Source organism: Sphingobacterium sp. NPDC055346 (assembly GCF_053645235.1).
Genome location: NZ_JBSHMI010000008.1, coordinates 173,511 through 186,972 on the forward strand (window position 1 = coordinate 173,511; position 13,462 = coordinate 186,972).

The 13,462-nt window shown below is 38.5% G+C and carries 13 protein-coding genes; 6 read left to right on the forward strand and 7 right to left on the reverse strand.

Going from position 1 to position 13,462, the window contains the following annotated elements:
* Window positions 1-53: 53 nt before the first annotated feature.
* The 3 genes from ACWICE_RS16535 to bshB1 are packed head-to-tail and all read left to right on the forward strand — an operon-like array spanning window position 54 to window position 1,977.
* Entirely contained in the window at window positions 54-698 is a 645-nt protein-coding gene (locus ACWICE_RS16535; protein ID WP_237219462.1) for a DUF4294 domain-containing protein, read from the forward strand.
* Between the two features lie 12 nt (window positions 699-710).
* Window positions 711-1,208 carry a glutathione peroxidase gene (locus tag ACWICE_RS16540; protein ID WP_185214432.1) on the forward strand — a complete coding sequence of 166 codons (498 nt, stop codon included), beginning with the start codon at window positions 711-713 and terminating at the stop codon, window positions 1,206-1,208.
* Window positions 1,209-1,257: 49 nt separating this feature from the next.
* On the forward strand, window positions 1,258-1,977 hold the full coding sequence (gene bshB1, locus ACWICE_RS16545) for a bacillithiol biosynthesis deacetylase BshB1 (protein ID WP_254527109.1): 720 nt from the start codon (window positions 1,258-1,260) through the stop codon (window positions 1,975-1,977).
* 154 nt (window positions 1,978-2,131) lie between these two features.
* Here the strand turns inward: bshB1 and ACWICE_RS16550 are convergent, their stop codons facing one another.
* The 5 genes from ACWICE_RS16550 to ACWICE_RS16570 all read right to left on the reverse strand — a co-directional run bounded on the left by ACWICE_RS16550 (window position 2,132) and on the right by ACWICE_RS16570 (window position 6,073).
* The gene (locus ACWICE_RS16550; RefSeq protein WP_185214434.1) at window positions 2,132-3,112 is read right to left on the reverse strand and encodes a bifunctional riboflavin kinase/FAD synthetase; all 981 of its coding nucleotides are present in this window, start codon (window positions 3,110-3,112) and stop codon (window positions 2,132-2,134) included.
* Window positions 3,113-3,138: 26 nt separating this feature from the next.
* The gene (gene truB, locus ACWICE_RS16555; RefSeq protein WP_254527111.1) at window positions 3,139-3,861 is read right to left on the reverse strand and encodes a tRNA pseudouridine(55) synthase TruB; all 723 of its coding nucleotides are present in this window, start codon (window positions 3,859-3,861) and stop codon (window positions 3,139-3,141) included.
* Between the two features lie 231 nt (window positions 3,862-4,092).
* The gene (locus ACWICE_RS16560; RefSeq protein ID WP_185214436.1) at window positions 4,093-4,911 is read right to left on the reverse strand and encodes an undecaprenyl-diphosphate phosphatase; all 819 of its coding nucleotides are present in this window, start codon (window positions 4,909-4,911) and stop codon (window positions 4,093-4,095) included.
* Window positions 4,911-5,165, reverse strand: a complete 255-nt coding sequence (locus tag ACWICE_RS16565) for a DUF3098 domain-containing protein (protein ID WP_185214437.1) — start codon at window positions 5,163-5,165, stop codon at window positions 4,911-4,913. The genes ACWICE_RS16560 and ACWICE_RS16565 overlap by 1 nt, the downstream gene beginning before the upstream one ends.
* A gap of 29 nt (window positions 5,166-5,194) precedes the next feature.
* Window positions 5,195-6,073 (reverse strand): cell division protein FtsX, encoded by an 879-nt coding sequence (locus ACWICE_RS16570; protein WP_093096407.1) that lies wholly within the window; start codon window positions 6,071-6,073, stop codon window positions 5,195-5,197.
* Window positions 6,074-6,244: 171 nt separating this feature from the next.
* Here ACWICE_RS16570 and leuS point away from each other — a divergent pair, with 171 nt between their 5' ends.
* Window positions 6,245-9,028 carry a leucine--tRNA ligase gene (leuS, locus tag ACWICE_RS16575; protein WP_454298810.1) on the forward strand — a complete coding sequence of 928 codons (2,784 nt, stop codon included), beginning with the start codon at window positions 6,245-6,247 and terminating at the stop codon, window positions 9,026-9,028.
* A gap of 355 nt (window positions 9,029-9,383) precedes the next feature.
* Here leuS and ACWICE_RS16580 read toward each other — a convergent pair whose 3' ends face one another.
* Window positions 9,384-10,268, reverse strand: a complete 885-nt coding sequence (locus tag ACWICE_RS16580; RefSeq protein WP_454298811.1) for a bestrophin family protein — start codon at window positions 10,266-10,268, stop codon at window positions 9,384-9,386.
* 49 nt (window positions 10,269-10,317) lie between these two features.
* Here ACWICE_RS16580 and ACWICE_RS16585 point away from each other — a divergent pair, with 49 nt between their 5' ends.
* Entirely contained in the window at window positions 10,318-11,163 is an 846-nt protein-coding gene (locus ACWICE_RS16585; protein ID WP_454298812.1) for a glycoside hydrolase family 25 protein, read from the forward strand.
* A gap of 99 nt (window positions 11,164-11,262) precedes the next feature.
* Window positions 11,263-11,559 (forward strand): thioredoxin, encoded by a 297-nt coding sequence (gene trxA / locus ACWICE_RS16590; RefSeq protein ID WP_093096417.1) that lies wholly within the window; start codon window positions 11,263-11,265, stop codon window positions 11,557-11,559.
* A 373-nt stretch (window positions 11,560-11,932) separates the two neighbouring features.
* Here the strand turns inward: trxA and ACWICE_RS16595 are convergent, their stop codons facing one another.
* The gene (locus ACWICE_RS16595; protein WP_185216267.1) at window positions 11,933-13,252 is read right to left on the reverse strand and encodes a hemolysin family protein; all 1,320 of its coding nucleotides are present in this window, start codon (window positions 13,250-13,252) and stop codon (window positions 11,933-11,935) included.
* Window positions 13,253-13,462 lie beyond the last annotated feature (210 nt).

The following is a 13,462-nucleotide window of genomic DNA, read 5'->3' on the forward strand; positions in this document are numbered from 1 at the left end:
GTATAAATATACAGAAAAAAAATGAATTTTATCGCATAGGGCTTATTATATTGATGATGTGTGGAAGTAACATAAAGTGGGTTTTTATCGCAGCGATCTTGTTTGTATTGCCAGGGATTGGCTTTGCTCAAACATTGATAAAACCTCAGTATGGACCGGGTAAACCTGAGGTGGTAGAACATTATGCAACTACAACCCTTGATAATGGTGAAGTTGTTCCTTGGTTCCCAATTGAGGAAGTTGTCATATACGCTAGGCGAACATTTAAAACAGAAGAAGACAGGCAGAAATATTTAAGGTTAAGAAGGAATGTGATTCGGGTTCTTCCTTATGCTATCTATGCCCAAAAAAGATATGAGCAATTAGACCGGGACTTAGCCTTGGCCAATTCAAGGCGTGAAGAGAAAAGATTGATCAAGGAGTGTGAGCGGGAAATCAAGGATAAGATCACTTCGGAAGTCAAGAACCTCAGCGTTTCTCAAGGAAAGATCTTGATCAAATTGATAGAAAGACAGACTGGAAACACCAGTTATGACCTTGTAAAAGACATGAAAGGCGGTATCTCCGCATTTGTATATCAAGGTGTGGCCAAGATATTTGGCCATAATTTAAAGAGTACATATGATCCTCAGGAAGATTATGAGATAGAGAATATTATTCGCGAGTACGAACGTTCGCGGCCGATGGTAAAACGTTAAAAACCTATTATTATGAGTAAGACCGTATATGATTATGATGCATTAGAGTTTAGTGGACAGAAGAGATCACTTCGAGATTTTGAAGGCAAAGTTTTACTCATTGTCAATACCGCAAGCAATTGCTTTTTCAGCAGACAGTTCAGGACCCTTGAAAATCTGTATAAGAAATATAAAGAGTTGGGTTTTGAGGTGTTGGCCTTTCCCTCCAATGATTTCAGGAACCAGGAACCTTTGACCGGAAGGACCTTGGAGACTTACTGCCGGATCAATAGGCAAGTTACATTTCCTGTTTTTAAGCGAATCCATGTGAAAGGGGAGTTTACTGACCCACTTTACAGGTATCTAACCAACATTGAGGAAAACGGAAAGATTGGCACTATCCCGAAGTGGAATTTCCATAAATATTTAATTAATAAAAAAGGTGAAGTAGTCGATCATTTCTACTCATTGACAAGCCCAATGTCAAAAAAAGTCCACAATCGCATTGAAGAGCTTCTAGGAGATAAGTAATCGCTTTAAATTTTAGTAGTTTTGTGTATTGTACTTAATACACAATTTGATGAAATTAGATTTACTTGTCATGACCGTACATCCTGATGATGCAGAATTGGGAGCCGGTGGTGTTATTGCCAAATATGTAGCTGAAGGTAAAACTGTAGGGATTGTAGACCTTACTTTAGGCGAATTGGGTACACGTGGTACTCCAGAAATCCGTGCACAGGAAGCTCAAGATGCTGCAAAAATACTTGGTGTAGCCGTTCGTGAGAACCTTAGGTTACGGGATGGATTCTTCCAGAACAACGAAGAAGGTCAGAAGGAAGTGATTAAGGCAATTCGAAAGTTTCAACCTGAAATCGTCATCACCAATGCTTGGGAGGACCGTCATCCAGACCATGGCCGTGCTAGCAAGCTTGTTAATGACGCATTGTTCCTTGCTGGTCTGAGAAGGATAGAAACTGAATTGGAAGGTCAGTCTCAAGAACCCTTTCGTCCTAGGCTACAGCTTCAATTGATCCAAGACAAATATATTCAACCAGACATCTTAATAGACATTACGAAGTATTGGGACATCAAAGAGCGTTCAATATTGGCTTACACCTCTCAATTCAATGTCGAGAACCAAGATGACGAACCGCAGACCTATATCTCAAACCCTGACTTCATGGATTCCACAAAAGCAAGGGCACATGAGTTCGGAAGATCCATCCAGGTAAAATATGCCGAAGGATTTACCAGTAGAAAGATCTTAGGTGTGAATGACCTATTTGATCTCTATTAGCTTTATTAGATGGAAATGTGAGATATGAGATATGAGATGTGAGATATGAGAAATAAAAAAGGACCAAATTGGTCCTTTTCTATAATCTTGATATTTAATTAATTTACTATCTCAAATCTCAATACTCAGATCTCACATCTCACATCTTCTAAAACTACTTCCCTTCGAAATATTTCCTGATATCAGCTTCGTCTTTTTTGATCTGTTCCTGCATGAGTTCAAGGCTTTCGAACCATTGATCATGGCGGATAAATTCAAGGAATTTTACACGGATGGTTTTTGTATAAAGATCATCGTTGAAGTCCAATAGGTTGACCTCAATTTTCCTGTTCATGCCATCCACGGTAGGACGGGTTCCAATATAGCACATCCCTTTTGCAACACGTTCTGGTACCGGTTCAAAATAATCGCCTGTTACTACTTCAGTGGTTTTAGGGAAGATTTCCACATCCACGGCATAGATACCATAAGCAGGAATTAATTTATGGGATTCATGCACGTGTAAGTTTGCGGTCGGGAAACCAATCTCACGTCCAATCTGATCTCCTTTAATCACTGTTCCCGTCAATTCAAAGGGATAACCTAAGTATTTGTTAGCCGTGATAATATCACCTTTGATCAACGATTCTCGCACTCTGGTGGAAGAAACCGCTACATCTTCGATGTCCTGTTCAGGGATTTGATCTACGGTATAGTCAAAGATCTCAGAAAAATGAATTAAATCCTTGATGGTACCTTTTCGGTCCTTACCAAAATGGTGGTCATAACCGATTACAATTTTCTTACATCCAATTTTATTGACCAGAACATCTGAAATATATTCTTCTGGGTTTTGATTGGAAAAGTCTCTGGTGAAAGGAGTGATGATCAAGTGGTCGATACCTGCCAGTGCCAATCGCTCCACCTTTTCTTCAATATCATTGATCAGCCTTAAGCTATCGTCATCTGGATTGATAATTAATCTTGGATGCGGAAAAAAGGTTAACAAAACTGTCTCGCCAGTATTATCCTTTGCCAATTCGGTCAACTTATTTAGAATCTTCTGATGACCAACATGCACGCCGTCAAATGTCCCTATCGTGACGATAGCATAATCCAACGCTTTGAATTCATCCAGATTTCTGTATATTTTCATTATATGATTTTCTAAGCTTAGAACTATTAAACCGTTTGGTTCTTTAACTCCCTTACTTGATTAATTAATTCAGTTAATTCCCAGGCGTCTTTTACATCAAAGTCGCCCGATTTTGTTCTTCTCAGAGAAGATAGATGTCCGCCACAATTCAGTTTTTTGCCGAAGTCATGTGCGATGGATCGGATATAAGTTCCTTTACTGCATTTAATCCGGAAGTAAACCTTTGGCAATTCGATCTTTTCAACATCAAATTCCATGATTTCAACCCGTCTGGCCTTTAACTCGACCTCTTCACCACGTCTTGCTTTCTCATACACTCGCTCTCCACCAATTTTAATAGCAGAGTGGGCAGGAGGGAACTGATCTTGGACACCAACAAAAGAAGCTGCTGTATTCAAGATATCTTCATCCTTCAAGAAAGAATAGTCAAAAGTTTGGTCAATTTCAGTTTCTAGGTCATATGAAGGAGTGGTAGCTCCTAAGGTTATGCTTCCAGTATATTCTTTGTCTTCAGCTTGGAACCCATCGATTTGCTTGGTCATCTTACCAGTGCAAACGATCAGCAGTCCGGTTGCTAATGGGTCTAAGGTACCAGCGTGTCCAACTTTAACCTTCATCGGTTTAATGCTGTTCCGCAATTTACCAACGACATCAAAACTAGTCCACGTTAATGGCTTATCGATTAATAACACTTCACCCTCCGCAAAAGCAAATTTTGGCTTAGCTTGTCCTTCTATATTTTCGCTCATTTAATCTTAAAGTTTCATGGAATTCATTCCAATCTGTGCATCAGTTCAGAATGTCTCCTCTGGCTAATTTTCTGCAAAAATAGGAATTTTATTTTGAAACAAGACATCAGATATCAGACAACCGACAAAAGACTTGAAATAAAAAAGGACCTAAAAAGGTCCTTAAATATATTATCTAACATATACAGCTAGAATTTTCTTGTGTCTTAAGTATCAGGTCTATTGTCTTACCTATCCTTGCGTATAAAAAAAAACCAACAGGGCTATACCGATAACAATTCTATACCAGCCCCAGAATTTGAAGCCATATTTTGTCAGGACGCTGATGAAGGTTTTTACGGCAATCATGGCAACGATAAACGCAACGATATTCCCGATGATAAAAATCATGATGTTTTCATTGCTGGCCATGATCATCTCATAACCTTTTGCCGCATGTTCTGTTCCTTCAGCCCATGTTTTTACGAAAATGGAGTAGACAGTTACGGCAAGCATCGTAGGTACGGCCAAAAAGAATGAAAATTCAGCAGCTGCTTTACGGTCCAGACCTTGGGTCAAACCACCGATGATGGATGCTGCAGAACGTGAAGTTCCTGGCATCATCGCCAAACATTGCCAAATACCAATAATAAAGGCTTTCTTTACCGGAATTTCCTTCTCATCGGTAATCTTTGGATTTTTAAACCATTTGTCCACAAACAATAGGACCACACCACCTAAAACCAATACGGTCGAAATGGCAATCTGGTTTCCTAACACCGCCTCAATCTTATCATCCAATAATTTACCCAATACTAGGGCTGGAATAACGGCAATGGCTAATTTGTAGTAAAATTTAAGGTTTTTGAAATCAAAGAATCTTTTCCAATAAAGGACAACAATGGAAAGGATAGCTCCAAACTGAATAGAAACTTGGAACATCTTTAGATATTCGCTTTCTTCCATACCCATCAATGCGGCCGTAAAGCCCATGTGAGCAGTAGAAGAAATAGGAAGGTACTCTGTTAAACCCTCGACGATAGCGAGGATAATTGCTTCTAAATAACTCATTATTCCTGGTTTGTTTTGTTCTTAGGTTTATACAAAATTGCTACAAATCCTAATGCAAAACCAGCAACCACAACAATAGGTGCCAAAGTGATTTTGGTAAAGCTGTAGATATCCTCTGTACCCATCATCAAGATGAAGCCAATGGCCACAACAACGATACTCAAAACGAATAATTGATAGTTTATTTTCTTAAATACAAACCCCGCATTTGAAGCATTTGCTGGAGTTCCTTTTACATTCTTAGTTTGACTCATTTTCTGAACGGATTAACAATTGATCGATTTTATCTATATAAACTTGCTGATTTAGCACGTAAATATTTGGTAACGGCAAAGTATGTACTTGCTCCAGAGATCAAGATACCTAATCCTAAAACGATGGCAAAAATCATTGCAAATTCAAACCAATCGCGTAAGAATACCAATTCAGGTACTTGTTTTTGAGCAAATTGTAAGGTTAGAATCAATAGTAAGATAGCAATCAAGGCACCGATCAATCCATGGGCAATCCCGTATAATATATATGGTTTGCGGATGAACCCTTTCGTAGCACCGATCAACTGCATACTCTTGATCAAGAAACGCTGAGAGTAGATTGCTAGACGAATGGTATTGTTGATCAAAGCTACGGCTATGATCAAAAGAATCACGGTAAAGGCAAGAATCACGATACTGATCACACGGATGTTTTTGTTGACCATATCAATCAATGACTCTTGGTAAACCACCTCTTTAATGCGGCTGTTTTTTCCAATCTTATTGATGAAGGTCTGGATCGAATCGCTATTCGCGTATTGTTCCTTCATGTACACATCAATAGATGGCAGCAAAGGGTTTCTACCTAAGTATTCAACAAAGTCTTCACCCAAATCCTCTCTAAGGTTCTTTGCAGCGAGTTCCTTGCTCACATATTCCGAACGTAAAACATAAGGGTCTTTTTCAAGATCCTTTTGTAGCGACAGCACATCACCTTCATTGACATTATCATTGACGATGACGTTCAAGACGATGTTCTCTTTTACATAGCGAGATAAGTTTTTAGCATGGACTAGAATTAGTCCCAAAAGACCTGTCATCAATAAAACCAGTGCAATACTGATTACTGTAGATACGTATACTGATTTAGTTTTTTTCCTTGGTGAACCCTGTTCGATCACTGACATATATTTGATTCTGCGTTTATCCTTGCGAAAGTAAGGATTTATTTTTTCCCAATACTAATTTTCTAACAGCGAATATCAGAATTTATTGTATAGAATAAAAAACTTTTATACCGAATTTACCCTAAATTCGCTAATTTCGCAATTCTTTGTACCATACTTTTATAATTAATAATGGAGTATAACCATCAATCTATCGAGCAAAAATGGCAAAAGTTTTGGGCTGATAACCAGACCTTCAAGACTTCTGAATCTACTGAAAAACCAAAATACTATGTTTTGGACATGTTTCCTTATCCTTCTGGTGCTGGGCTGCATGTTGGTCACCCGCTCGGCTATATTGCTTCCGACATCTTTTCACGCTACAAGAGATTAAAAGGCTTCAATGTATTGCACCCCATGGGTTATGACTCTTTTGGTCTGCCAGCTGAACAATATGCCATCCAAACTGGACAGCATCCAGCAATCACCACTGAAGCGAATATCAACCGCTATAGAGAGCAGTTAGATAACATTGGTTTCTCCTATGACTGGTCTCGTGAGGTCCGTACCTCTGAGCCCGATTATTACCGTTGGACCCAATGGATCTTTATGCAGCTATTCGATGCATGGTATAATAAGGAGTCCGATAAGGCTGAGTCGATCTCTACCTTAATCCAAAAATTTGAGACATCAGGTTCCGAAGGTATCAAAGCCGAATCTGACGAAGATGTATTGACCTTCACAGCGGATGAATGGAAGGCATTCTCCGAAACAGAAAAACAAACTGAACTATTAAAATATAGACTGGCTTTCTTGAGAGAGAGTACAGTGAACTGGTGTCCTGCGTTAGGAACGGTATTGGCAAACGATGAGGTAATCAACGGTTTGTCAGAACGTGGTGGATTCCCAGTGGAACAAAAGAAAATGATGCAATGGTCAATGCGTATCACTGCTTATGCAGACCGTCTATTAAGAGGGTTGGATACCATCGATTGGCCAGAACCTTTGGTAGAGATGCAGCGCAACTGGATCGGTAAATCAGTAGGTGCAAGTGTCAAATTTCCTGTTCCTCAATTAAATGATAATATCGAAGTATTTACCACACGAGTTGATACTATTTTCGGTGTTAGCTTTGTAGTTTTAGCTCCAGAACATGAATTAGTTTCTGCTTTAACTACGGAGGCTCAAAAAGCTGAAATCGAATCTTATATCGATAAGACTTCCAAGAAATCCGAATTGGATCGTCTGGCGGATACCAAGACCGTTTCCGGAGCGTTTACAGGCTCATATGCCAAACATCCGTTGACTGGAGAAGATGTACAGATCTGGATTGCTGATTATGTATTGGCTGGATATGGGACGGGAGCCGTTATGGCAGTACCTTCTGGTGATCAACGTGATTATCTATTCGCTAAGCATTTTAACCTTCCTATCATTCCGATCTCTGATTCACAGGATATCTCTGAAGCAGCAGATCCCAATAAGGATGGAAAATATATCAATTCGGATTTCATCAATGGAATGAGCTATCAGGAAGCTGTTCCAGCATTGATCGAAAAATTGGAGGCCATCAAATTAGGCAAGGCAAAAATCAACTTCCGTATGCGCGATGCAATCTTCGGCAGACAAAGATACTGGGGAGAACCAGTTCCTGTCTATTTCAAGGATGGATTACCTTATTTGATCAAAGAAGAGGAATTACCTTTATTACTTCCTGAGGTAGATAAATACCTTCCAACTGAAACCGGTGAGCCGCCTTTGGGTCGTGCAGAAGGTTGGAAATACCAAGACCAATACGAGTATGAATTGAGTACCATGCCAGGATGGGCAGGCTCTTCATGGTATTGGTTCCGCTATATGGACCCTAAAAACGAACAGGAGTTTGCTTCCAAAGAAGCAGTGGATTACTGGAAAGCTGTGGATCTATACATTGGTGGTTCTGAGCATGCTACAGGTCATTTGCTATACTCACGCTTCTGGAACAAGTTCCTGAAAGATATCGGTTATCACAATGAAGAAGAACCGTTCAAGAAATTGATCAACCAAGGTATGATCCAAGGAAGATCCAATTTTGTTTATCGTGTATTGGATGCTGATGGAAAAGGAACCAATCAATTTGTTTCCTTAGGATTGAAAGATCAATATACTGTGAATCCATTACATGTGGATGTAAATATTGTACATAACGATGTTCTAGACCTGGAGAAATTCAAACAGTCTAGACCTGATTATAATGATGCTGAATTCATTTTAGAAAACGGAAAATATATCTGCGGAACAGAAGTTGAAAAGATGTCAAAATCTAAATTCAACGTTGTCAACCCTGATGATATCATCGGACAATATGGCGCCGATACCCTTCGCCTATATGAAATGTTCTTAGGTCCTTTGGAACAGGCAAAGCCTTGGAACACAAATGGTATTGAAGGTGTATATAAATTCTTACGTAAGGTATGGCGCTTATTCCATGACGCTGAAGGAAACTTCAACGTATCAGATGAAGAGCCAACAAAAGCGGAATACAAAGCATTACATAAGATCATCAAGAAAGTTGAAGAAGATATTGAGCGTTTCTCTTTCAATACTTCCGTATCGGCCTTTATGATCTGTGTAAATGAATTGACCGATCTTAAAACCAACAAGCGTAAGATCCTTCAAGATCTTTTGATCGTCCTAGAACCATATGCTCCACATATTACCGAAGAGCTATGGTCTAAACTAGGAAATGAAGCCGGCAGCATTTCTTATGCAAATTACCCAGTCTTCAATCCTGAATATTTGGTAGAAAGTGAATTTGCATACCCTGTTTCCATTAACGGAAAAATGAAAATGAACCTTCCTCTTGCTTTAGATCTTGATCAACAAGCAGTAGAGGGAATATTGAAAGAAAATGCAGATGTCCAAAAATTATTGGATGGCAAAGCTGTGAAAAAGGTGATTTTTGTAAAAGGAAAGATTATCAATATTGTGGTGTAAGGAATAGCATTGCAAAACATGAATATGAAAGGGATGGCGAAAGCTATCCCTTTTTTTGGGGATTGATGATTGGGTTTGGGTTATTTGAACCAGGATTAAAGAGATTAGAGGATGGACCAAGATCTGGGTTTGAACCAAGATTTAATTCTATCAAACTATTAATTGGCCAATGTTTCTTTAGCACATTTCCAATTCTGAACGATTAGTGAAGGATCTGTACGGTTCTTATAAAAAAAGGTCTGTAATTCTGAACCGAAGGTTCAGGAACTGTAAGCCAGTGCAATCCTTGTTTTACTCCGAGATGTTTCGTTCTTCAACACGACAGTTAGTTAGATAGATTTAGGAACTTTCCAGATTAACCCAACAATATCTCATTGCAATGCTTTTTGATATTTGCTGCGATCTTATCGATCGGTAGATCATCAGAATCTGCGCCAAATGGGTCTTCGATAGATTCGCCAATCATTTCTAGCGTAGCTAATACATAAAATATAAATGGAACAGCTGCTACTACAAAATAACCCATTGAAAAGACCAGGCCAATGGGCAATGTGGCTGTATACAACACAATAAAAGTTTTTATGAAAGCACTATAACCCAATGGGATAGGTGTGTTCTTGATTCTTTCACAGGCTCCGGTCACATCTGTCAAAGATGTCAATTCCTTATTCAGCACAATAAGTTGATCTCCTGTAAGGATTCCTTCCTTATAGATCTTGTTGGTCTTTTTATAGATGAGGGCAGCAACCTGGTTGGGACCATGTTTCTTTTCATCCAGATCCTGTAATTCAGGATGCTCATTCTCATCCAGCATAAATTTGGTGTAGTCAGACCTTAAATAGCTAAAGAGCGTCTCTGCAAAAAGGGCAATCGACTTTTTATAGAAACTTCGGTTTACCTTGTCATCCGGTGCTAAAAAGGCATTCAGCTTGATGGCAAGCGTTCTGCTAGTGTTGGTTAGGGCGCCCCATTGTTTCCTGGCTTCCCACCAACGGTCATAGGCAGTATTTGTTCTAAAAACCAATAATAAGGAAAGGACAAAGCCCAATAGATTATGGACCGTGGTAATGTTCTTCATCCAAGTCCTATCGGACAATTTCAGGTATTCCAACTCCCAAAAAGCTAGAGCCCAGGACACCAAAACCGAAATAATAAGATAGGGAAGAAGTCTCTTGAAAATTTTACTGTTATGAAGGTAGGAAATGGTTTTAAACCAGTCTTTGGGGTTGTAAACAATCATTGAATAATTTTTTTGGCTATAATCTATAAATAGCCTAATTTCACGCAATATGACAAAAAAGCGCAAAACGGTCAAGAAAAAAGTTGTCTCCGAAAGAGAAATTAACCGTAATCTACTTTTTTGGAGCATTGCCATACCTTGCCTGATCGTCATAGGTATTTTTGCTTGGCAGCACCGCGCGGGTCTATCTTACCTGATGGTCAAATGGTTTGAAAAGGACAAGATGATCGCTGAGGATAATAGCAAATATGATATCCGAAATGTCGAATTGATGCGTAGGCACGATGATAAAATCTTCGGAATCGATATTTCGCAGTATCAAGGTGATATTTCCTGGGACGAGGTCTTAACGATCAATGAGGAATTCCCGGTAGATTTCATATATATCCGAGCTACCATGGGGGAAAAAGCAAAGGACAGCAAATTCAGATCCAATTGGAAAGCGGTCAAGAAAAGAAATAAACTCAGGGGGGCTTACCATTATTTCCGACCAAACGAAAATTCTGTTAAGCAGGCTAATAACTTTATCAAAACTGTAGAGCTTGAACCTGGAGACTTACCTCCGGTATTGGATATCGAAGAAATGCCTAGGAACCAGTCCATGGACAGTTTAAAGACTGGCTTAAAGAGATGGCTGGTCCAAGTTGAAAAACATTATAAAATAAAACCCGTTTTATACTCAGGAGATAAATATTTTGCTGACTTCCTGGAAAAAGAATTTGCAGACTATACCCTTTGGATTGCTAACTATAACTTTTGGGTAGAGAAGCCCAAGAAACATTGGAATTTCTGGCAATTCTCAGAGAAAGGCACCGTCAAGGGAATTAAAGGACCAGTGGACCTCAATCTATTTAGTGGCGATATTGAAGATCTAGAAAAATTGAGCTTAGAATAAACGAAATAGGCTTAATTTTGTCTTATTAATAGAAACAAGTGAATTAACGAAGCATTTAATCCATTGGCTTAAATGCTAAATTTCATAAATTATAATACAATGGCATCATTTAACGATATACTTCAAAAAAATTCTTTGGTCTTGATTGACTTCTCAGCAGCTTGGTGTGGACCTTGTCAAATGTTGGCACCAATCTTAAAAGAAGTTAAAGATGAAATGGGAGAGAAGCTCTCGATCATTAAGATAGACATCGACAAGAACCAAGCAGTAGCGAGCAAATTCCATGTTCAAGGTGTTCCAACCTTAATCCTATATAAAGATGGAAATCAGGTATGGCGTCAAAGTGGATTACAGCCGAAACATGAACTTCTGAAAATTATTAATTCCTTTTCTTAAGGAATATATAAGAGGAAGTCAAAAACTGATTTCCTCTTATTTTTTTGAATATTATCTTTCGGTTTTCAATCGATTATTTCGACTTTTAACTATGCCTTTTTTAGGTTAAAGTCTCCCTTCCAAATTTGCTATTCCAAGAATAGAAATTCAATCCGAAAATTGATAAAAATACTTAGGTTTTATATGGACCTTATTCGAGACACATTCCGAATTTTCCGAACATGTCTCGAATAAGGGTAAACTGAGAGGTGTAGAATATCTGTTAAAATTTTTCGGTCAAAAATGAAGAAGAATTCAGAATATATGCTCCTTAATATGCATAAAAAAAGCCACCAAATTTGACGGCTTTTCGGATGTCTTTATATGAGTATTATCAGTCAATATTTGCTGTTTCGTCAGATGCAGGATCTTTGACGATAAGACTAAGTTTATCGATCCTATGACCATCCATGTCCAAGACTTCAAATTCTAGGTTCTTGTACATCACTTTTTCGCCTTCTTCAGGTATATGATCCAATAATAAGAATACCAATCCAGCCACAGTGGTTAAATTACCGATCTCATCTTCATCTTCCTCCGTAAGATCCAAGTTGAACATTTCGATAAAATCATCCAGCTGGAAACTACCATCGATAACAAAAGATCCATCTTCACGCTGTCTGATAGTTTTCTTCTCTTCTGTTTCAGGAGAATCGAAACCACCTACCAAAGAGGCTACAATATCAGTCATGGTAATAATCCCTTGAGGACTACCGTATTCATCAACAACTACAGCCTGTAGAACCTTGCCAATTTTCAAGGTTTTCAGGACATTATAGGCGTATGTGTTCTCGTTGACAAAGGGTATAGGAGTGACCAGTTTCGCAAGGTCCATTTCCTTGGAGGTTAAGTATTCCTTTAATAGGGTTTTGACATGCACCACTCCAATGACATGGTCAAAATTACCGTCACAGACAGGATATTCCGTATGTTCATCAGCGATAATGCAAGCTTTGTTTTCTTCAAAACTATCTTGGATATCCAAATAAGTGATCTTGCTTCGGTGTACCATCAGGTTTATTGCCTTTTTATCACCTAGGCTCAGTACGCGATCCACCATATCATGTTCAATTCCTTCAATGGCTCCACTATCCACACCTTCATCGACCAAGGCCTTGATTTCTTCCTCGGTCACTGCATTCTGATTTACCTTGATATTGAATAACTTCACGATAAACTCAGTAGAGATGCTCAGCAACCACACAAATGGTTTTACGATCTTACTCAGTACATTCATAGGAACTGCAATAAAGGAAGCATACTTTTCAGGAATAGCCATACCGATTCGTTTTGGAACCAATTCACCGATAATTAAGGAAAGGTAGGTGATAATCAATACCACGACCAAAACAGAAACTTGATTACTGTAAGGCGCTAAGGCTTCTATTTTATTGAGTTGTTCTGCAATGTAGACTGAGATTGAACCTCCGGAGAAAAAACCAGTCAAGATACCGATTAAGGTAATACCGATCTGTACGGTCGATAAGAAGTTGTTTGGGTTTTCTTTTAATTCAAGGGCGGTTTTGGCACCTTGATTTTTAGAACTTGCAGCTTGCAATCTTGCTTTTCTGCTGGATACTATCGCTATTTCAGAAGCAGATAGGATACCATTTAAAACTATTAATATAAGAATAATTACTATTTCCGTGACCATATGGGATATAACTCGCTAATCATGTAGCAAAATACGAAATTTTCTTTTCAATACTTGATTAAAATTGATTTTAAAGCAAGGAAACAACCTATAATTAATACTTTAAATTGACTGCATGCAATTTTATTATGCAACCGTTTGATTATAAAAAATATTTTATTTATTGATTCTGTTTATAGATATTGCATTCATTACATAGCATGTTGAATG